The sequence below is a fragment of the Herbaspirillum rhizosphaerae genome, assembly GCF_046025915.1.
GTDB classification, from domain to species: Bacteria; Pseudomonadota; Gammaproteobacteria; order Burkholderiales; family Burkholderiaceae_D; genus Herbaspirillum; species Herbaspirillum rhizosphaerae_A.
The window spans coordinates 197,370-218,132 of the sequence record NZ_JAQQFR010000006.1 but is presented as its reverse complement, the minus strand read 5'-3'; the positions used below and the strand labels follow the sequence as shown (position 1 = coordinate 218,132).

The window sequence follows — 20,763 nt, the reverse complement described above, 5'->3', positions numbered from 1 at the left end:
TATCGTTTATTTGCTGTTCTGCTGATAGTCCGCATTCAGCTTGCGCAGCCCGTCTTCCATCTTGCGGAATGCATCTTCCACCTGCGACGGCTCGCCCTTGACGCCAAGATCGATATGGCGGCGCGTCTGTTCGTCGCCGACGTGCGGCAGGCTAAATACTTTTACTAGCGGATATTCCGCTTCGATCGCTTCCATCAGCGGCGTAATCGTGGACTCCGGCATTTCATAAACCAGCACCGATTTTTCCGCCCAGGCCAGACGGTGAAACAAATGCGCATAGCGCGTATCGAGCACCCATTCGAACATCGGCCACGCCATCACAGGAAAACCGGGCGCAAAATAATGCGCACCTTCGCCGCTGACATTGGGGACGAAGAAGCCGGGAATCTTGTTGTAAGGATTCGGAATGATTGAGGAGCCGACAGGAAACTCACCCATCTTCAGACGATGCAGGTTTTCCGGCGCATCGTAGACAGGTGTAATGCCGGCTTCCCGCGCGGTGTCCGCTATACGCTCCTGGATTTTTACCTTGGCGTCGGGATGCAGTTCCAGCGAGACACCCAAAGCTGCTGCGGCGCATTGGCGCGTATGGTCATCCGGCGTGGCGCCGATACCGCCGGTACAAAAGACGATATCTTCGCTGGCGAAGGTTCTCTTCAATGTCGCGGTAATCCGCTCCGGGTCGTCGCCGAGATATTCCACCCAGGCCAGTTGCAGGCCCCGTGCGGTGAGCAGTTCAAGTACTTTGGGGAAATGCTTGTCGACGCGTTTTCCAGACAGGATTTCGTCGCCGATGATGATGAGTCCGATAGCCATATGTATCCGTTCACTCCTGCAGGTGGTAACCCGGAATTATGCCCTGATCCGAAAAATCAGGCTGGACGATCTCTAGTTTTGGATTTCCAGCACATCAACCGCTGCAGGATTACCGGCGCGCAGCTTGCTCAAGGCCTCCAGGCAATAGTACTGGAACCACAAGCCGGTAAAGACGAACACCAGTACATACAGCCAGATAGCACCGGCGGCCAAAATAGGGAAAAAGATCACCGACAGTGCACCGCCCAGCCACAGTAAAGTTGGCGCAGCGCCCATGGTGCCGGCGATCGCACCCACCAACAGCAAAGGCCAGCGATGCTCATGCAGTATGGCGCGCCGCTCGGCAGGCGTCGCATAATCAGCCAGTGTGTCGTAGGCCATCACACGATAAGTCAGCCAGCCCCACAGCACCGGATGAATCACGAAGGCCAGCGGCGGAAAAATGGCGATCGGCAGCGTAATGATCCACGCAAAAACAAATACGGCGAAACACCACAGCGAGGTCCAGATACTGCCCCACCACGAGCCGCCGTGGCGCTGCTCGAGATGCGGATAGTGGCGACTGCCGACATGGCGCGCAATCGCAGGCACTGCCCACAATCCGACAAACACCAGCGCAGTCAGAATCATCAGCGGCAGCAAGGCCCACATCGCGATCAACGGGACGATGACCGTTTTCAGCGCCCCCATATTGAACCAGTTGAGTATTGAGCCGGCCACGCCGAAGCCGTTATGCCCGACAAAATAATCCTGCAGCCAGTCGATCATCGGCTGCAATCCCCACCACAAGGCGATGCCCCAGATCAGGATGGACAAGGCAAAGGGAAGCACGGTCAGCAACAGCATCCTGATGTGCAGCTGCGACAACAGCGCCCGACCGAATGAGGTTGCAAACAGGCGCATCAGCGGGCAGCCTTGCGAGAGAATTCGACAATGCGCTTCAGGCCCAGCCACTGTTGCGCCCAGAAACCGCGCCCGTAATTGCGTCCTTTACCAGCGGGAGGCGGCAATTGATCGCGCACACCGGTCATGGCAAACGCCTCACCAAAATGCGTCGTGCGGAAGATGACGTCCCAGATCGGGAACAGCACCGCAAAATTATGTCCACCGAGCGAATTCTTGCCACGGCTTTCATGGCCGATGCCGATGGCGTGATGCAGGCGATGAAAACGCGGCGACACCAGCAGGTATTCACCGATACGGCCAAAATGAATACGCACATTGGCATGCTGCAAACTTTGCAACATGCGCGATGCCGATACCAGCAGAATATATTGCCCCGGCTGCACGCCGATCGCCAACGCGACCAATCCCATGAGCACGTCCCTCACCAAGTCGTCGAGCAGGTGATTGCGGTCGTCACTCCAGAGGTTCATGTTTTCCTGGCTATGATGCAAGCTGTGCAAAGCCCACAACCAGCGAAAACCATGCTGAGCGCGGTGATACCAGTAGTCGCAAAAATCCAGCACGATCAGGTAGAACAGGAAACTGACCAAGGCCTGGTCGGTCACGCCGGGCCAGACGTCGTCAAGATTAAAGGTGCCCCACCCTTCCCAATGCAAAAATTCGCTGATGTAGGACATCGCTGGATCGAGCAGGAAGAAGACAATAATGGAAAACGCGCCGAGGCGATGCAAGGCGGTATAGATGAAATCGTTCCAGCGGGCGCGCTTGTCCAAGATTGGGTGGACGGGAATCATGGATTCCAGCGGGCGCAGGATGATGAACAGCACGGCCAGCTCGCACACACCGACCAGAAACCATTCGGTGCCGGTAAATGCCTCTTCAACGAATTCACCCAAGCCAAGTGCAAACACTGCGGGCTGAACGAACGTCTCGAACAGCCATCCTTGTGCCGTGGCGAACAAATCTGAAAAAATTTGGATCAGGTGCATCATGAGTCACTCAGTAATTCAATACGTAATTCGTTGCCTGGCTAACTATCCGTATCAGAGTGTATTCACTTGATCACGGCGGTCTGTTGCTTGCTGAGGGCAGCCTGGTAAGCAGGATGGTCGCGTAACGTCGCAAAACAATAGCCCTTTTGCTCCAGTCCGGAAATCAACGGCTCCAACACAGCCGGAGCCCATGGATCCTTGCGTGACCAGATGCCAAGATGCGCCATCACAATGTCGCCGTCCTTGAGTTTTTGCAAGGCTTTTTGCAGCAGCATGGCATTCGGCCATTTGTCGCTCGGCAGCTCATCACCGGAGAAACCCGCTTCTGCCCAGGCAACATGAGAATAACCGCAAGCACGGCCTGCTGCGAGCAATTGCGGCGTCAGCTTGCCGCCCGGTGCGCGCCACAGATGATCCAGTTTGGCTCCGGTCAGCTCGGTGAAACGGTCTGCAACCCGTTGTAGTTCGCTGCAATACTGAGCTGCGGTCCAGACTTCTTTCTTGCCGGCTTGTGCGCCGAACTGCGGCTTGACCTCGATACGGCCATCCGGCAAATCGCGCTGGACATACACGTGATCGAAAGTATGCGTGCCAAAAGCATGCCCTTCCGCCACCCGGGACTTCCAGTAAGGTGCCCAGGCCGGGTCCAGCGTGTAATCGCCGTGTATGGTTTTTTCGTTGGCGAGGAAAAAAGTCGCCTTGATGTGATGCTTCTTGAGCGTCTGGGCGATGTAATCCGCATGCGACTGGCTGCCGGTATCAAAGGTCAGATAAATCGTGCCTTTGCAAGAAGCGACATTATCGGTCGCAGCTTGCGCTGGCCAGATTGCAGCGCCTGCAGCGACTGTGGCAGCCAGCGCGGCGATCTTGCGCAAGCGAGACGGCAACACTGGCAGCGAAGTCCGCATCAGAGGTCGGGAGCCCGATTGAAGAAATAAATACCGTGCGGCGAACGGCCGACCGGAATGACTTTCATGACCTTCTTGCTGGCGAGATCGATGACCGCCACTTTCTTGATCCAGCGCAGAGTTACCCACATGGTCTTGCCGTCTTCAGTGATTTCCATGCAATCCGGACCGCCTGGCACTTGAATATTGCCGACGTTTTCCAGAGTTTGCAGGTCAATGACGTTGATCGTGTTGGAGACGCGATTGGAGACATAGACATAGCGCTTGTCGCCATGGGCGCGGAAGTTATGCGCGCCCTCGCCGGTACGAATCGTCTTGACTGTCTTTTGAGTACGCCAGTCAATGACCTGGACGTAATCCTTACCCATGATGCCAACCAACAAATACTTGTTGTCAGGCGTCATGAAAATACCGGCAGGCAATTTGCCGACCGGCATGGTCCATTTGACCTGCTGGGTGGCCAGATCAATAGCGCTGATTTCGTTGCTGCCTTGCTGGGTGATGAAGGCAGTCGTGCTGGCGGCATCGAAAGCGATATGGCTTGGCGTTTTTGCCAGGCGGACACGCTTGGCCAATTCCAGATCGCGGCCATCATAGCGATAGACGTCGACGCGATCCAGACGCAGGCCGTTGGCGATAAACCACTTCTGGTCTGGCGAGAAGCCAATTTGATATGGATCAATGATGCCGCGCAACTGGCGTTGAATTTCGCCCGTCTTCGGATCGAGGAAAATCAGTTGATTGCCGGTGGCGCTGGCGACGATCAGGGACTTGTTGTCCGGAGTCGCCATCAGGTGATGCGGCTCCTTGCCGACGGAAAATGTGTTGATTTCCTTATAAGTCGACTGATCAAGCAGGGTCACGGTCGCGTCGCCGGAATTAAGAACGACGACGACGTTCGCATATGCCGGAGCAGCAAGCAGCATGCACAGCGACAGCACCAAGGAGAAGAACCGGGAAACCCGGGAAAGTCGGGCAAAACTATGCAGCATGAAGAACTTTACTTAAAAATTTGCGATCTTATCGTGCGAAACATCGGTGAAAAGCACGCCCCAGGGCACATAACGCCTCTGATGCCGATTCGGCTGACACGAGAGATGTTGAACACTATGTTTTGGTTTACACTGCGACCAACCCCGTTCAGTAACGCAGCATCTAGATGCGCAGAACACAGGGAGATCGGGCCTTTCAAAGGTCTTACCTCCCGAACGCGCGGCGAAAAAAACAGCTAATCAATTGCCTCAAAATGGCATAAACGTACTCTTTGAAAGGATAAAAATGTCTACTATCGCTACCTCCTCTGGACTGCAATACGAAGAAATCCAGGTTGGCACAGGCGACGAAGCCAAAGCGGGAAACCATGTCAGCGTGCACTACACCGGCTGGTTGCAAAATCCGGATGGCAGCGCCGGCAGCAAATTTGATTCCAGTAAAGACCGCAACGATCCATTTGCGTTCCCTTTGGGTGCAGGTCATGTGATCAAGGGCTGGGACGAAGGCGTTCAGGGCATGAAAGTCGGCGGTATCCGCAAGCTGATCATTCCAGCCTCGCTGGGTTACGGCGCACGCGGCGCCGGTGGCGTCATCCCGCCGAACGCAACGCTGATTTTTGAAGTCGAACTGCTGGCTGTCTGAGGCCGTTTAGCCTTATTCCCTATTGAAGGAGAAGACGATGAGTCTGCAGGAACAATTTGAGCAAACAGTAGCGGAATCCAAGAACCTGTCGGAACGCCCTGACAACATGACGCTACTGAAGATGTACGGTCTGTACAAACAAGGCAGCAGCGGCGATGTGCAAGGTGAACGTCCAGGCATGACGGATTTTGTGGCGCGCGCCAAGTGGGATGCATGGGCCGCCATCAAGGGTCTGCCGCAAGAAGAAGCGCAACAGCAATACATCGACCTGATCGCTGACCTGAAGGGTTGAACTCAGGGGCTGAATGCAGCCCTTCCGGTTTCAACCTATTCAGGAGAAGCACAATAAAAAACCCGCCTCGGCGGGTTTTTTATTGATCAAACAGCAACATCAATCGACACAAATCAACGTTTCGGCTGAACATCGCGATTCAGCAGATTGGGCGGTGTCTTGCCCGACAAGGCGGCGATCAGATTATCCGCCGCACAATTGGCCATCGCCAGCCGGGTTGGCGTCGAGGCGCTGGCGATATGCGGCGTCAGCACCACGTTCGACAGACCGAGGAAACCCGGATTGAAAGCAGGTTCGTTTTCAAATACGTCCAGTCCGGCTGCGGCAATCTTCTTGTCGCGTAACGCCGTAATCAGGGCCGCATCGTCAACAATGCCGCCACGCGCCAGATTGATCAGCGTCGCCTGCGGCTTCATCAATGCAATATCGGCAGCCTTGATGGTGTGATGCGATTCTTTCGAATACGGCAACACGAGGATCACGTGATCAGCCGTACTCAGCAATTCTTCCTTGCCGACATAACGAGCCTTGTTGGCGCGAGCTTCCAGTTCCGGCGACAGCTGTGAGCGGTTGTGATAAATCACGTTCATGTCGAAACCCATCGAGCGGCGGGCAATCGCCTGACCAATACGTCCCATGCCGATGATGCCCAGCGTCGAGCCATGCACATCAGGGCCGGTGAAGCTGTCGTAGCTCCATTTTTTCCAATGGCCGGCCCGCAGCCAGTGTTCGGATTCAGTCACTCGGCGCGCCGTCGCCATCAACAAGGCCCAGCCAAAATCAGCGGTGGTTTCGTTGAGTACGTCTGGTGTATTAGTGGCTTGCACACCTGCCTGCGTAGCCGCAGCAACATCGATATTGTTGTAGCCGACGGCCATATTGCAGACCGCTTTCAATTGCGGATTGGCGGCGAACAAGGCCGCCGTTACCGGCTCGCTGGGCGTGGAAAACAGGCCGTCTTTTCCGCGCACTTTTTCCATTAACTCATCGGCGGTGAAGATGCGATCTTCCTGATTCGATTCGACGTCGAAATGTTGCGCCAAGCGCTCCAGCACTTCAGGAAACACTGCGCGGGCTACAAAAATCTTAGGTTTCATGCTTGTCTCTTTTTATCGTTAAACAAAGAAGATGAAGGTCATCACAATGAACAGCGGCATCAGGATTGCCAGCGACCACACCATGTAGCCGAAGAACGATGGCATCTTGATGCCGCGATCTTCGGCAATGGCCTTGACCATCATGTTGGGCGCATTGCCGATATAGCTGTTGGCACCCATGAACACCGCGCCGGCCGAGATCGCCGCCAAGGTCGACGAAAGCGTCGTCATCAAGGTTTTGGCGTCGCCTGAGGCCGTATTGAAAAAGACCAGATAAGTCGGGGCATTATCGAGGAAAGACGACAACAGACCGGTAATCCAGAAGTACATTGCGTTGACAGGCTGACCATCAGCCCCCGTCACGGCACGCACGACTGCGCCAAAGGCACCCGCCTCCCCCGCTTTAAGCATGGCAATGACGGGAATGATGGTAATGAAAATGCCAGCAAACAATTTCGCCACTTCGGCAATCGGTCCCCAGGCAAAGTCATTTCCTTCTCGCGCCGATTTCGGCGTCGCCCACAGCGAAATCAATATCACCGCAACCAAAGCTATATCGCGCAAAATATTCTGCAATTCGACGGGCGTCCCCATGATGGAGAACTCCACACCCGACTTCCAGAAACCACTCATGAGAACCAGGCCGATGACCACCAGCAGCAAGACGAAATTGATCTTTCCTTCGAAACGGATCCGCGAATCCGGCGTCGGATCGAGCGCCGGCGGCAGCTCTTCTTCCTTGTTCAGATAGTAATGCCGATCCAGAAGATAAAAGATCACCAGCAAGGAGATGCAGACGAACAGCGTCTCCGGAAAAATGTGCTGCATGGTCCAGAAGAAATCCACGCCCTTCAAAAAACCGAGGAACAGCGGCGGATCGCCCAGCGGCGTCAAGGAACCGCCCGCGTTGGCTACGAGGAAAATGAAGAAGACGACGATGTGCACGGCATGTTTGCGATTGTCGTTGGCGCGAATCAGCGGCCGAATCAGCAGCATCGATGCGCCCGTCGTCCCCATGAAACTGGCCAGCACGGTGCCCAAGGCAAGCAGACCGGTATTGAGTGCCGGCGTGCCGTGCAGATTACCGCGCACGCAGATACCACCGGCTACGACAAACAATGCCGTCAGCAAGGCGATGAAAGGAATATATTCCGCCAACAAGGCATGTACCGTCCCTGCCACTGCCGCGTAACCACCGAATGCCAGCGCGAAAGGGAGCAAAAATGCCGCACCCCACGCCAAGGCGATCTTGCCGAAATGATGATGCCAAAAATGCGCGAACAACAGCGGCCCGAGAGCAATCGACAACAGCAGACCAATGAAGGGAATTCCCCACAACGCAGACAAGGTACTGCCATCAAGATCGGCCGCAAAAGCCAGGTTGGGAAGCAGCAAGGCAAGGGCCAGCGAGGCCGAGGTTGTGAGGAGTTTTTTATGCAATTTTGGCCCTATAGAGTCGAGGAAATCCGTTCGAGAAATCCGAATCAATCGAGGGCACACTATACCAGCAAGACCGGCCCGGATGGCCGGAATCGGCTTGCTTTAAAATATTTCAACTCGCGCAAGTTTCTAGCAAAATTGCGCCTGATGCAGGCAATTATTTGATCTCGAACACTTGCCGCAAATACTTCACATACGCCTCGTCATCGCACATATTCTTGGCTGGCGTGTCGGACAATTTGGCGACCGGCTGGCCGTTACAGCGCACCATTTTCATCACAACCTGAAGCGGCGTATAGCCGAGGTCGTTGGTCAGATTGGTGCCGACACCAAATGCCACTTTCGCGCGATCCTTGAAGCGCAGATACAGCGAAACCACTTTGTCGAAATCGAGGCCGTCCGAGAACACCAGGACCTTGCTCTTGGCGTCGACGCGGTTGTTGTTGTAGTGATCCAGCAAGCGCTCACCCCATTCGAAGGGGTCACCGGAATCGTGGCGCGCACCATCGAACAGCTTGCAGAAATACATGTCGAAATCACGCAGGAAAGCGTCCATGCCGTAGACGTCCGACAAGGCGATGCCGAGGTCGCCGCGATACTCGCGCGCCCACATTTCAAAACCGTAAATCTGAGAATCACGCAGACGCGGCCCCAAGGCCTGGCAGGCTTGGAGATACTCATGCGCCATGGTGCCCAGCGGCGTCAGATCATGCTGCATCGCGAACTGCACGTTGGAGGTACCGGCGAAATGGCTACCCATCTTGTCTTTCATCGCCAGGATCACTTCTGCATGCCAGCTGCGCGAGAAGCGACGACGCGTGCCGTAATCAGCGATCTTGCAGCCTTCGAGCAAAGGGTTGTCCGTCAGCAGCGCAATCTTGTCGCGCAGACGCGTACGACCGGTTTCGTAGTCGGGTGCACGCTGCGTCGCGCGGAAATACACTTCGTTGACAATCGCCAGCACCGGTACCTCGAACAGGATCGTGTGCAGCCATGGCCCTTTGACCTGGATGTCGATCTCACCATTGTTGAGAGGCGACGGCGTGACGCTGATGTATTTTTCGTTGAGGTGGAAGAGATCGAGAAAGTCGACGAAGTCGCTTTTGATGAAGCGAAAACTACGCAGATAAGCCAGTTCCGACTCCTGAAAACGCAAGCGGCATAGCGCGGCGATTTCGGCCTTGATCTCATCGATGTAGGGTGTCAGGTCAACATCGTCATTGCGACATTTGAATCGGTATTCGACCTGGGCACCGGGAAAATGATGCAATACGACCTGCATCATGGTGAATTTATACAGATCGGTATCGAGCAAAGAAGAAATAATCATGGGACCTGGCGACGCACCACCATGTGTGCGATAGAGGATACAAGGGGCACTATCTTACCTTGGAACGCGTAGAAGTTGCCCCGCCTGTGTGCATGGTTTATTTTCATGCACATCAGGCACGATACGAGCATTCCGCGATGTTGCCGGCAACACCAGCCGAGAACCTCGTTATTGAGACTTTCGCTGCAGCTAATGCCGGCAACCTTTATCGCATTGCCGAAGCTGGACGACGGCCTTTGACGTAGGTTTCGTCGGGCATGTAGCGTGTACCGTCCAGATAGCGCCAGTCGCTCGACGGACTACGACTATCCTTGTAACCCAGCGTACCGACAAAAGCGCCCATGCTGGATTGCTGATCCTGGCTACGGAACACGATAGGGCCGACCGGGCTGTCCATGCTCAGACCACGCATGGCAATCACGAGTTTGTCCGAGTCAGTCGAACCGGCCTTCTTGATACCGCCAACAAGCGCCATGATGGTGCTGTAACCAAAGATGGCAGCCTGATGCGGCTTTTCGTTATAGCGCTTCAGATAGGCTTCGCGAAAGCGCTGGTGCTCCGCCGTGGCGATCTGATCCGTGGGATAGCCCAGCACGACCCAGTTTCGTATCGCCTCGTATTGCGCCTGCATATCACCCAGCGCCTCACCGGCGGACATCGAGTACACCGTGCTGGAGGCAAACAAACCCTGACGGCTCCCCTCTTCCACGAATTGCTGCAGATCTGTGCCGAAAGTCACGTTGAAAATCGCATCCGGACGCGCCTGACGCAACGCTTTCACCGCATCGGCAGCCTTCAGCTTGCCCAGTGCCGGCCATTGTTCGGCGACGAATTCGACGTCGGGACGGCGTTCTTTGAGCAGCAACTTGAAGTTGGAAACAGCGCTCTGGCCGTATTCATAGTTGGGCGCAATGACGGCCCAGCGGCGAACCGGCAGCTTGGCGGCGGCTTCGGCGAGCATCGCGGCCTGCATGTAGGTCGATGGACGCAAACGAAACGTGTAGCGATTGCCCTTATCCAGCGTAATCGCATCCGACAGGGCGTCGCCGACGAGGAACAGCTTCTTTTCCGACGCAGCAACCCGGGACACGGCCAGCGCCACATTCGACAGCATGGAGCCGCTCAGCACGTCCACCTTGTCGGTCTTGACCAATTGTTCGGCATGTTTGACCGCTTCATCAGGCATCCCAGTGTCGTCACGCGAAATCAACTCGATATTGCGCCCCAACACGCCGCCCGCAGCGTTGACCTCCGCCACAGCCAGTTCCGCGCCGTTATGGTACGACTGGCTGGATTGCGGCACACCGCTGTAGCTGTTGATTTCGCCGATGCGGATATTTTGTGCTTGCGCAATTGCCGTCAGCATGAACAGGCAGGCTGCAACAAGGCTTGTCGGGCTGGTCAGGCGGCCGAGTAGTACTTTTCTTTTTGTTTGTCCGGCGTGCACTTTTAAACCTGTCCTTTGACGAATGAATATTTCATATTTACTTATACGTAATCTGTATAAGCCTCATTTGTGAGAAAAGTTGAATTGCCTTAAAATACAAGGCTTTCCAGCCGGTTACCTAGGAATTGTTGCTTCAGTCACGGATTTGCACCGAGTCTGCCTGAAAACGCACAACAATCAGCGAAAGCTGCGGCAACAATACATACGCAAATTGATCGCTACCTAATCGCGACACATTGCGCGCCATATTGCCACTAAATCCGGCTGAGTTTGACATCGGTTTTAAAGAAATTTTACAGATAGGACTGTTATGACCCACGTTGTGACCGACTCCTGCATCCGCTGCCGTTATACGGACTGCGTTGATGTATGCCCGGTTGATTGCTTCCGCGAAGGCCCGAATTTTCTCGCCATTGATCCGGACGAGTGCATCGACTGCGCCGTTTGCGTCGCAGAATGCCCGGTCAACGCGATCTATGCGGAAGAAGACGTCCCGGCCGATCAGCAAGAATTCATCAAGCTCAATGAGCAACTGGCGCGCAACTGGCCTTCCATTACCAAGACCAAAGCCCCTCTGGCCGAAGCCGAGGAATGGAAAGACGCCAAGAACAAACTGGAGTTCCTGCAACGCTAAGCGCCGCAACAGTCAAATGCTGGTGCTGGATACCTCCACCAGCAATTGACTGCAACGAACACAGCCTTCACCTCTAGCCATATAGCCAAGATCGGGAATGCACAGGCAGTAGCACCATGCCGCGCGAACCTGCCTTGGCCGATAGCCAATTGAGTCTGGAAACACCTCTCAACTGAAACGGGAATTGGATTTTTTATGGACAACTTCAAGATTGCGGCCGCTGACGCCGGCAAAACAACGCCGATCGAAACCGATGCCGTCATCGTCGGCGCAGGCCCTGTCGGCCTGTTCCAGGTATTTGAACTGGGCTTGCTGGAAATCAAGGCGCACGTTATCGACTCGCTCGCCAATGTCGGCGGCCAATGCGTCGAACTGTATCCGGACAAGCCGATCTACGACATTCCAGCCGTACCTGTCTGCACCGGCCAGGAACTGACCGACAACCTGCTCAAGCAGATCGAGCCGTTTGATCCGATTTTCCATCTGGGCCAGGAAGTCACCGTCGTGCAAAAGCGCGAAGACGGCCGCTTTGACCTGGAAACATCCGCAGGTACCAAATTCATCACCAAGACCATCTTCATCGCAGCCGGCGTGGGTTCGTTCCAGCCTCGCACCTTGAAGGTTGACGGTATCGAAGCCTTCGACGGCTCGCAACTGTTCTATCGCGTCAAGGATCCTGCACAGTTTGAAGGCAAGAACATTGTCATCTGCGGCGGCGGCGACTCCGCACTGGACTGGGCACTGAACTTCGTCGGCAAGGCTGAATCCGTCGTGCTGCTGCACCGTCGCGAAGAATTCCGCGCGGCGCCTGCATCGGTTGCCAAGATGAAGGAACTGTGCGAACAGTACGAAATGCAATTCCTGGTTGGGCAGGCTACCGGTTTTGAAGCCAAGGACGGCAAGCTGTCCGAGATCAAAGTCACCGGCGCCGATGGCGTGACCCGCCGCCTGCCGCTGGACATGCTGCTGGTGTTCTTCGGTTTGTCGCCAAAACTGGGCCCGATCGCTGAATGGGGCCTGGATATTGAGCGCAAACAATTGAAAGTGGTCGACACCGAAAAATTCGAAACCAACGTTCCGGGCATCTTCGCGGTTGGCGACATTAATACCTACCCAGGCAAGAAAAAGCTGATCCTGTCGGGCTTCCACGAAGCTGCACTGGCAGCCTTCGGCGCGGCGCCGTACATCTTCCCTGAAAAGAAGATCCACATGCAATACACGACAACGTCGCCGAAACTGCACAAAATCCTCGGCGTGGAAACGCCAGTTTTCGACTGATCTGCGCAACATTGCGGATCAGGTCGGCCTGAAGAAAAAGCTCCTCTCCTTCCGGACAGGGGCTTTTTTCTTGCATGCCCCTCCCCATATAGCCCGAGAAAAGACATACTAATGCCAATAATGTCGATATAAATCGTTGAATAAAAAGTCTTTATTTAATCAACAACCTGAAAATTGTTTGTCAACATTTGGTGTTTTTATCATGGCCCCAGCAAGGACGGCGAAGGGCGAACCGTGGTAAAATATTGCATTGCAACATAGCAAGTTTTTGTAGTCTGAACGGCACACAATGCCGTTATGGATATATCAGCCAGCTTCATGCGTAATATGTGTAAAGGTTAGCCATGCTTTATCAACTTCACGAATTAAATCGCACCTTTCTCAATCCCCTGATGCAATGGGCGGAAACTTCAGCAAAACTCTTCTCTGATCCAGTTTCTCCATTCGCGCATACGCCCTTCGCACAACGCATTGCCGCCGGTTACGAACTGCTCTACCGCCTTGGCAAAGACTACGAAAAACCCGAATTCCAGATTGAATCGACCGAAATCAACGGCAAGACCGTCGAGATCATCGAAAAAGTTGCTGAAACAAAACCATTCTGCCGCCTGATCCACTTCCGCAAGGATCTGGACGCCAAGCAACTGGCCGCACTGAAGCAACCGACCGTTCTGCTCGTTGCACCGCTGTCCGGCCACCACTCAACGCTACTGCGCGACACCGTACGCGGCTTGCTCCCTGACCATGACGTCTACATCACCGACTGGACCGATGCTCGCATGGTGCCGCAGGACAAAGGCTCTTTCCACCTGCACGACTACGTCTACTACATACAAGACTTTATTCGCACGCTGGGTCCGGATGTCCACGTGATCTCAGTCTGTCAGCCGACCGTGCCGGTACTGGCTGCGATTGCACTGATGTCCAGCGCCAACGATCCCAAGCTGCCCAAGAGCATGACCATGATGGGCGGCCCGATCGACGCCCGCAAATCGCCGACCGCCGTCAACGATCTGGCGACCGAAAAGCCATTCAGCTGGTTTGAAAACACCGTCATCTACAGTGTGCCGCCGAACTACCCCGGCTTTGGCCGCAAGGTCTATCCCGGCTTCCTGCAGCACGCCGGCTTTGTCGCCATGAACCCGCGCCGCCATGCCGAAAGCCACTGGGACTTCTACATGCATCTGCGCGACGGCGACGACGAGTCCGCGGAAAGCCATCGCAAGTTCTACGACGAGTACAACGCCGTGCTGGACATGCCTGCCGAGTTTTACCTGGAAACCATCAAGATCGTGTTCCAGGACTTTGACCTGCCGAAAGGCACATGGGAGATCGACGGCAAAACCGTGCGCCCGCAAGACATCAAGTCTGTTGCCCTCTTCACCATCGAAGGTGAGCTGGACGATATCTCCGGCTCTGGCCAGACGCAGGCGGCGCAAGACTTGTGTTCGTCGATTCCAAAATCTCGCAAACAGCACTTCACTGCACCGAAGTGTGGCCATTACGGGATTTTCTCGGGGCGCCGCTGGCGTGAAACGATCTGTCCAAAAATCGGCGAATTCATCCAAGCGAATTCCTGAAACCGGACGGTTTGAACAAAAAGCCTTTGCCGGCTCAAACCGGCAAAGGCTTTTTTATTGTCAGGCGATTTCCCACGCCAGGCCGGTTTCCCGGATAATACGGCTCCAAATCCTTGTATCGTCCTCGACGCTGCTTACCACTACTGCAATTTCCACTGCCAACGCTACGCATTCACCGTGTCTTCTTCCGCTGTCCTGTCACTCGCCGACCAGATCGAAAACCTGCTGCCGCAAACCCAATGCAGCAAGTGCGGCTATCCTGCCTGCCGTCCCTATGCAGAAGCCATCGCCGAAGGCAGCGCCTCCTACAATCAATGTCCGCCAGGTGGTGCCGAGGGCATCGCTCGCCTCGCCCAATTGCTGGAGCGCCCGTTATTGCCACTTAATCCGGCCAATGGCATTGAGCGCAGCCGTACCCGCGCCGTCATTGATGAGGCGATTTGCATCGGCTGCACGCTGTGCATCCAGGCCTGCCCTGTCGACGCCATCGTCGGCGCAGCGAAACAATTGCATACCGTACTGACCGACGCCTGTACCGGCTGTGACCTGTGTGTCGCGCCCTGCCCGGTCGACTGCATCGCCATGATCGAGGTGACGCCTGGCAAAACCGGCTGGGACGCATGGTCGCAAGAGCAGGCCGACACCGCACGAGCGCAGCACGATTTCCGCAGCTTCCGGCTGCGCCGCGAGAAAGAAGAAAACGACGCCCGCCTCGCCGCCAAGGCTGCTGCGAAACTGAAAGAAGTAGAATCGGCGAGTGCTTTGTCGCCGGAAGAAAAAGCCGAACAAGACCGCAAGAAAGCCATCATCCAGGCCGCCATCGAACGCGCACGCCTGAAGAAGGAACAAGCAGCAGCGACTGGCGACAATCCCAGCGCTAAACCACATTGAACAGCCAAGCCACCAGCCAGCCATGAACAGCGAAAAGCGCCGCGAAATTTTCACCCGCCTGCGTCAGGCCAACCCTACCCCGACCACCGAGCTGGAATACACGACGCCGTTCGAGTTGCTGATCGCCGTGCTGCTGTCGGCACAAGCCACCGACGTATCGGTCAACAAGGCCACGCGCAAGCTCTATCCTGTCGCCAATACGCCCGCCAAGATCTATAAACTCGGCGTGGATGAACTGATTCCTTATATCCAGACGATCGGCCTATTCCGTACCAAGGCAAAGAACGTGATCGAGACTTGCCGCATCCTGCTGGAGCAGCACGGCGGCGAAGTCCCGCAGACACGTGAAGAACTGGAGGCACTGCCCGGCGTAGGCCGCAAGACTGCCAACGTGGTGCTGAATACCGCGTTCGGTCATCCAACTATTGCCGTCGACACGCATATTTTCCGCGTCTCCAACCGTACCGGCATCGCGCCAGGCAAAGACGTGGATGAAGTTGAACGCAAGCTGATGAAATTCGTCGCGCCCGAGTTTTTGCAGGACGCCCACCACTGGCTGATCCTGCATGGCCGCTACACCTGCATCGCGCGCAAGCCGCAATGCTGGAACTGCATCATTGCTGACTTGTGCGAGTTCAAGCAAAAAACACCGCTGCCGCAAAAAGGCGTCTAAGAACCTGTACAGTCAGGTTTGCGCCCAAGATGTCAGGTATGCCTTGCTCAAACGACTGCCACGTATAACCGGTGCCGGCGCAGAATACTGCGCTCTTCGCCCAAGCCCTCTTTGCTTCACTCCAACGCCTGAACCGCCTTTTTTCATCACGGTATTTTCGTAAATTATTGAGATCGTAGATACGTTCTCAGTAATACGGCCTAAACGATCACTGAAACTCAATCGTGTAGGTGACGGAAGTCGTGACAGCGCCCGCTGTTGCCGTGCCAGTAGCCACGTATTGAGCCAGATACGTCAGATTGGCGTTACCGCTGGCGATGGGAACATAAGTCGAGTTTTGTGCACCGGATGCGGCACCGACATTGATGTCCGTACCCGCGGCTGTTGCCAGGCCGACTTGCACGTTGCCCGCACCACCACCCGCGATGTTCAGGCGACCTGTTGCCGTATCGACGTTAGGACCGGCTTCGAAGAAGGCACGGGCGCTGCCGCTGCCTGCGGTGCAACCTGTCAGGGCGATGGTGAAAGGTGTTGCACCTGCCTTGGAGCCAGCCGTTGCGAGGGAAGCTGCCGGCACTTTGGGCAGTGTCACGGTGAAGTTCGCAGTACCGCCGTTGATGGTGCAGGTCTGAGCAGTCACAGTGCCACTGATGGTGATGGTGCCGTCGGAAGCGAAGGCCGCAGCAGGAGCCAGAGCAGCGATAGCCAGGAACGAAGCGATGATCGATTTTTGCATAATATTCCCCAAGAAAGTTAAGTAGATGTCTGTCGTTGATTCGGTGTTTTGCTGCGTTTGCTTCTCACCACAAGACGAATCTTACGGATTAACTATCCGGACAAATATAAGAAAACTCTCAAAAAACATCGATGTAGAAATCCCGCACAAAGATGACCGTCATCTGAATTTTCCAGGGACAAACACCACATCAAGAAATGCCGGGGCCGGATGTCAGATGTCGTCGAAGCAAGGTGTCTGTTATGAAGAGCGCGGGATGCCACACTTCGGATGTGGCATAACAACAGTGCTTTCTGCAGGAACCATCGTACTTTCCCCATGAAACCCTTCTCCTGTGGCCGGCATCTCGCGGCACATTGCAGCACGGCATCAGCGAGGCCAATTCCGCCTGCTGGTATTGACTGCCCCAATTCTCCTTAAAACAGTCCTCTCTCTTCGCTGCTCCTCTGCTCTTTCGTAAAGCGCTGCACATCTTTCTTTTGCGGATCAAATCACCTCTCTTTATTGAATCGTCATTCGTCGAGTTCTTGGTCGTAACAGTTCTTCGTTTTGAGAGTTTTCCTATATTTTCAGCGACCATCAATCCGTAACATGTGTCCTGTGGTTGAGAACAAAACGCAGCAAAACACCGAATTCAAACAGACACCTATTTAATAAATTTCCTAGAGAACATCATGCAAAAATCGATCCTCAAAGCCCTGTTGACTATCGCTACTCTGGCCCCTCTGGCGTCCTTCGCTGCAGATGGCACCATCACTTTCAGCGGCAGCATCACTGCTCAGACCTGCACTATCAACGGTGGCACACCTAACCTCGCCGTTACCCTGCCGAAGATTTCCGCTACTGCACTGGCCGTTGCCGGCGCCAAGGCAGGTGCAACGCCTTTCACCATCGCTCTGACGGGTTGCACTCCGGCCAGCGGCAACGTCCGCGCCTTTTTTGAAGTCGGCGCGAATGTCGACACTGCGACCGGTCGTCTGAAGAACACCGGTACCGCAACGAATGTGCAAATTGGCCTGACAAATGTTGATGGCAGCAATATCGCAGTCGGTGCTGCCTCCGGCGCGCAAGGCACTACTTATGTGCCAATCTCGAGCGGCAACGCCAACCTGACTTACATGGCGCAATATGTAGCAACAGGTGCCGCAACCTCTGGCACGGTCACAACCAGCGTGACTTACACCATCGAGTTTCAATGATCGCTTGAACTGAGCGGCTCAGGTTGAGTAGGCAGAACGACAGCTTAGAAAATGATGGCTCATGAAGCAAGGCGATCAAGATCCAATGACCAGAAATGTTGAGTCAGGCTGAATGAAATGATGCGCAGGTGATGAAGTAGTTGATGTACCGCAGCGGGAATATCACTCAACGAAGAATAATCAAGAGGAGATCACTGCTCAATTACGCGCTAAGCGTGTTTGATCACCCCCACTGCCAGCGACCTAGTTCACACTACCAGAAATGATTTTACGCACCACCCAACTCTGATCCTGCACTTCGTAAATGGTAAAAGCAGGATTGATAAGATCTCCTTCATGGTTGAATGAAATCGTCCCTGTCATCCCGACAAAGCGAATGTCGTGCAGCACCTCCGCCACCTTCTTCGGATCGATCGAGTTGGCCTGGCGCATGGCGGCAATCAACACCTGCGCAGCATCGTAAGCAAACGGTGCATACAAATCGATATTGCTGTCGAATTTCTGCATATAGCTCTTCTCAAAATTCTTCCAGCCTGGCAGCTTGTCCATCGGCAGTCCCGGCTCCACCACGATGCTGCCATTGCCGTCCGCTCCTGCAGCTCTCAAAAACGGCAAGCCGACTGTACCGCTTGCGCCAAGGAAACGAATCTGCAGCTTGCGTCGCTTGATGGCCCGCGCCAACGTCGAGGCTTGCAGATCGAGGCCACCGAATAGCACTGCGTCAGGATGCAGCCTCTCCGTATCCACCAGCACGGCATTGAAATCCGAGGTCTTGTCGCTGACGGTATGCGCCCCCACGATCTGCGCTCCGAGTTCCTTGGCAGTACGACTGAATTGCTCAACGAAACCGCGCCCGAACGGCGTACCGTCGTCGACCACAACAACGCGTCTGGTTTGCAGAACCTTCACGGCGTAGTCGGCGGTATAGCTGCCGGCGTTACTGTTGTTGCCGATGGTGCGAAAGGTCGCGCGATTGCCTTGCTGGGTATAGAGCGTACTCATCGTCGCCGGCGATATCTGGATCACGCCGGCGGCGTTATAGATGGGTGCCGCTGCAAGACTGGCGGCGCTGTTCCAGTGCCCAATCACACCGATCACACCAGTTTTGGAGAGGTAACGGGCGATGAATTCTGCCGTGCGAGGATTGGTGCGATCATCCTGCAGCAGCAATTGCAACTGCACAGACTTGCCCTGGATCTGCAAGCCGCGCTTGTTGGCTTCATCGACGGCCATTTGGGCGGCGTTTGCCATGCTCTTGCCGACACCTGATGACGTACCGCTCAGCGGTCCGGCGTAACCAATGAGTACGGTCTGCGTTTCCTTGCCGGCTTTTTCTACTTTTTCTGCCCTGTCTGTTTTCAGCGAAGCAAGCGTGTCCGGACTCGCTGCAAGGCAAAGTGCACATACCAACGAAACCAGCTGCGAAGGCAGACTCCAGGTGCAAAACCGGTGCTTCATGATCGGCGTCCCTTTCCGAAATGTGGCGATGTGTCCTCGCCATCTGCACTCATATTACCGCACGACAACTCAAGCCTGCATATTTTGGTGCAATGAAGTATGACAGCCTGAGGAAGTCCCTGCATCCCGACCCTGCGGCGGGAAGAGTTCGGTGATAAGACGTACAATGATGGCTTTACGCCGTCCTAGCAGCCGCAATGTTCAACCCAAGCCAGCACGATGTACGCCGCTTCTTTTGTGAAGCCTTCCGCAAACATCGCGAAAATCAAATCCTGACCCCGCTCGAAGCCATCGCTCGCGACTGGATCATCCAGCATCCCGAGTACGACGACGAACTGATCGATGTCGAGCGCGCGCTGGAAGCCGACTACTCGGTCGAGCAAGGCCAGACCAACCCCTTCCTGCATTTGTCGATGCATCTGTCGATCAGCGAGCAGATTTCCATCGATCAGCCTCCCGGCATCCGTAAAGCTTTCCAGGCCTTGGCACAGCGCAAGGGGTCCGAACACGAAGCCCAGCACGAAATCATGGAATGCCTGGGCGAAGTCATCTGGAACTCCCAGCGCAGCGGCTTGCCGCCTGACAGCGCCGCCTATATCGAAAGCATCCGGCGCCGTTGAACTTGCAGTCTGCTCCCTACAGATGACACGCAAATGACGCGCCCATGAAAAAAGCCACGGCATGCCGTGGCTTTTTATTGCAGGCCAGAGAAGTTGGCGACGTCAATGACGTCAACTTCGCCAGCTTTGCCTTTACTTTTCCAGCACCAGCGAACCCGGCAGGCTATGCAGATAAGCTGCGATGTCCTGGATGTCCTTGTCGGTCAGCGCCTTGGCCTGGCCCGACATGATGGCATTGGTGCGGCCATTCATGCCGTCATTGCCGCGGCGATAAGCCACCAGCGCATGTTGCAGATAGTCCTGATGCTGGCCGGCCAGCTTCGGATAGGATGGGTCGATCGGCGAGTTGAAATCCTTGCCGTGGCAGGACGCGCAGTTGTATTTCTCGGTCAGCAGCTTGCCGGATTCAGCATTGCCGGCAGCCACCGCACTCAGGGAAACAACGAAAGAAGCGGCGAAAACCGCCAAAGTCATGATCTTTTTCATCTCGTGCTTCCCTTATTTTTGCTGTGAGTAGTAAGCAGCCAGCTCGGCGATATCCTTGTCGGACAAGCTACCGGCGATACCCTGCATGGACGGATGCTTACGCTCGCCTTTTTGATAGGCTTTCAGCGCATTTTCGATATATTTTGCGGATTGGCCGCCCAGCATGGGGACCTGATAGACCTCGGGGAAGGTCGCTTTATATCCTGGAATGCCGTGGCAACCGATGCACATCGACACATTGACCTTACCGGTGTTACCTGCAAGATCGACGGCCGAGGCCGCGCTGGCAACACCCGCGAATGCGAGCAGTACGAATAGTTTTTTCATATTGGCAGGGGTAAATAA

The 20,763-nt window shown here is 55.1% G+C and carries 22 protein-coding genes; 9 read left to right on the top strand and 13 right to left on the bottom strand.

The genetic code is table 11. The features are described 5' to 3' along the window. Nucleotides 1–6: 6 nt before the first annotated feature. The 5 genes from PQR63_RS11370 to PQR63_RS11350 all read right to left on the bottom strand — a co-directional run bounded on the left by PQR63_RS11370 (nt 7) and on the right by PQR63_RS11350 (nt 4,614). The gene (locus PQR63_RS11370; protein WP_408167967.1) at nt 7–816 is read right to left on the bottom strand and encodes a competence/damage-inducible protein A; all 810 of its coding nucleotides are present in this window, start codon (nt 814–816) and stop codon (nt 7–9) included. 72 nt (nt 817–888) lie between these two features. Continuing rightward, the gene (locus PQR63_RS11365; RefSeq protein WP_408167966.1) at nt 889–1,719 is read right to left on the bottom strand and encodes an EI24 domain-containing protein; all 831 of its coding nucleotides are present in this window, start codon (nt 1,717–1,719) and stop codon (nt 889–891) included. Next, complete coding sequence (locus PQR63_RS11360; RefSeq protein ID WP_408168091.1) at nt 1,719–2,705, bottom strand: sterol desaturase family protein; 987 nt, start codon at nt 2,703–2,705, stop codon at nt 1,719–1,721. The genes PQR63_RS11365 and PQR63_RS11360 overlap by 1 nt, the downstream gene beginning before the upstream one ends. A gap of 71 nt (nt 2,706–2,776) precedes the next feature. Beyond that, a complete protein-coding gene (locus PQR63_RS11355; RefSeq protein WP_408167965.1) occupies nt 2,777–3,622 on the bottom strand; it encodes a polysaccharide deacetylase family protein in 846 nt (281 codons plus the stop codon). Continuing rightward, complete coding sequence (locus PQR63_RS11350) at nt 3,622–4,614, bottom strand: YVTN family beta-propeller repeat protein (protein ID WP_408167964.1); 993 nt, start codon at nt 4,612–4,614, stop codon at nt 3,622–3,624. The genes PQR63_RS11355 and PQR63_RS11350 overlap by 1 nt, the downstream gene beginning before the upstream one ends. A 286-nt stretch (nt 4,615–4,900) precedes the next feature. Between PQR63_RS11350 and PQR63_RS11345 the strand changes: the two genes are divergently transcribed. Both PQR63_RS11345 and PQR63_RS11340 read left to right on the top strand, forming a co-directional pair. Further along, nucleotides 4,901–5,257 (top strand): FKBP-type peptidyl-prolyl cis-trans isomerase, encoded by a 357-nt coding sequence (locus tag PQR63_RS11345; protein ID WP_050476931.1) that lies wholly within the window; start codon nt 4,901–4,903, stop codon nt 5,255–5,257. Between the two features lie 37 nt (nt 5,258–5,294). Continuing rightward, complete coding sequence (locus tag PQR63_RS11340) at nt 5,295–5,549, top strand: acyl-CoA-binding protein (protein WP_094564357.1); 255 nt, start codon at nt 5,295–5,297, stop codon at nt 5,547–5,549. Between the two features lie 113 nt (nt 5,550–5,662). Here the strand turns inward: PQR63_RS11340 and PQR63_RS11335 are convergent, their stop codons facing one another. The 4 genes from PQR63_RS11335 to PQR63_RS11320 all read right to left on the bottom strand — a co-directional run bounded on the left by PQR63_RS11335 (nt 5,663) and on the right by PQR63_RS11320 (nt 10,782). Continuing rightward, the gene (locus PQR63_RS11335) at nt 5,663–6,646 is read right to left on the bottom strand and encodes a 2-hydroxyacid dehydrogenase (protein ID WP_408167962.1); all 984 of its coding nucleotides are present in this window, start codon (nt 6,644–6,646) and stop codon (nt 5,663–5,665) included. Nucleotides 6,647–6,664: 18 nt separating this feature from the next. Beyond that, the gene (locus PQR63_RS11330; RefSeq protein ID WP_408167961.1) at nt 6,665–8,086 is read right to left on the bottom strand and encodes a sodium:proton antiporter; all 1,422 of its coding nucleotides are present in this window, start codon (nt 8,084–8,086) and stop codon (nt 6,665–6,667) included. A 157-nt stretch (nt 8,087–8,243) separates the two neighbouring features. Further along, nucleotides 8,244–9,416, bottom strand: a complete 1,173-nt coding sequence (pncB, locus tag PQR63_RS11325; RefSeq protein ID WP_094564360.1) for a nicotinate phosphoribosyltransferase — start codon at nt 9,414–9,416, stop codon at nt 8,244–8,246. 205 nt (nt 9,417–9,621) lie between these two features. Further along, nucleotides 9,622–10,782 carry an ABC transporter substrate-binding protein gene (locus PQR63_RS11320; protein ID WP_408167960.1) on the bottom strand — a complete coding sequence of 387 codons (1,161 nt, stop codon included), beginning with the start codon at nt 10,780–10,782 and terminating at the stop codon, nt 9,622–9,624. Between the two features lie 391 nt (nt 10,783–11,173). Between PQR63_RS11320 and fdxA the strand changes: the two genes are divergently transcribed. From fdxA to nth, 5 genes are all read left to right on the top strand, one after another. Then, nucleotides 11,174–11,497: a ferredoxin FdxA gene (fdxA, locus tag PQR63_RS11315; protein ID WP_007878247.1), complete on the top strand. Its 324-nt coding sequence runs from the start codon at nt 11,174–11,176 to the stop codon at nt 11,495–11,497. A gap of 195 nt (nt 11,498–11,692) precedes the next feature. Continuing rightward, the gene (locus PQR63_RS11310; RefSeq protein WP_094564362.1) at nt 11,693–12,775 is read left to right on the top strand and encodes an NAD(P)/FAD-dependent oxidoreductase; all 1,083 of its coding nucleotides are present in this window, start codon (nt 11,693–11,695) and stop codon (nt 12,773–12,775) included. A 344-nt stretch (nt 12,776–13,119) separates the two neighbouring features. Then, on the top strand, nt 13,120–14,355 hold the full coding sequence (locus tag PQR63_RS11305; RefSeq protein ID WP_408167959.1) for a polyhydroxyalkanoate depolymerase: 1,236 nt from the start codon (nt 13,120–13,122) through the stop codon (nt 14,353–14,355). 177 nt (nt 14,356–14,532) lie between these two features. After that, nucleotides 14,533–15,246, top strand: coding sequence for an electron transport complex subunit RsxB (rsxB, locus tag PQR63_RS11300; protein WP_408167958.1), 714 nt, complete (start codon nt 14,533–14,535; stop codon nt 15,244–15,246). 22 nt (nt 15,247–15,268) lie between these two features. Then, nucleotides 15,269–15,919: an endonuclease III gene (gene nth, locus PQR63_RS11295; RefSeq protein ID WP_408167957.1), complete on the top strand. Its 651-nt coding sequence runs from the start codon at nt 15,269–15,271 to the stop codon at nt 15,917–15,919. A gap of 208 nt (nt 15,920–16,127) precedes the next feature. Here the strand turns inward: nth and PQR63_RS11290 are convergent, their stop codons facing one another. Then, on the bottom strand, nt 16,128–16,655 hold the full coding sequence (locus PQR63_RS11290) for a fimbrial protein (RefSeq protein WP_408167956.1): 528 nt from the start codon (nt 16,653–16,655) through the stop codon (nt 16,128–16,130). Between the two features lie 674 nt (nt 16,656–17,329). Here PQR63_RS11290 and PQR63_RS11285 point away from each other — a divergent pair. Continuing rightward, nucleotides 17,330–17,854, top strand: a complete 525-nt coding sequence (locus tag PQR63_RS11285) for a fimbrial protein (RefSeq protein ID WP_408167955.1) — start codon at nt 17,330–17,332, stop codon at nt 17,852–17,854. A 243-nt stretch (nt 17,855–18,097) separates the two neighbouring features. Here the strand turns inward: PQR63_RS11285 and PQR63_RS11280 are convergent, their stop codons facing one another. Next, on the bottom strand, nt 18,098–19,312 hold the full coding sequence (locus PQR63_RS11280) for a branched-chain amino acid ABC transporter substrate-binding protein (RefSeq protein ID WP_408167954.1): 1,215 nt from the start codon (nt 19,310–19,312) through the stop codon (nt 18,098–18,100). Between the two features lie 197 nt (nt 19,313–19,509). On the opposite strand from PQR63_RS11280, the gene PQR63_RS11275 reads away from it, so the two are divergent. Continuing rightward, on the top strand, nt 19,510–19,932 hold the full coding sequence (locus tag PQR63_RS11275) for a DUF1841 family protein (protein ID WP_094564368.1): 423 nt from the start codon (nt 19,510–19,512) through the stop codon (nt 19,930–19,932). A gap of 132 nt (nt 19,933–20,064) precedes the next feature. On the opposite strand, the gene PQR63_RS11270 is transcribed toward PQR63_RS11275, so the two are convergent. Further along, nucleotides 20,065–20,418, bottom strand: coding sequence for a c-type cytochrome (locus PQR63_RS11270; RefSeq protein ID WP_408167953.1), 354 nt, complete (start codon nt 20,416–20,418; stop codon nt 20,065–20,067). 12 nt (nt 20,419–20,430) lie between these two features. Next, nucleotides 20,431–20,745: a c-type cytochrome gene (locus PQR63_RS11265; protein WP_050476919.1), complete on the bottom strand. Its 315-nt coding sequence runs from the start codon at nt 20,743–20,745 to the stop codon at nt 20,431–20,433. Nucleotides 20,746–20,763: the final 18 nt, after the last annotated feature.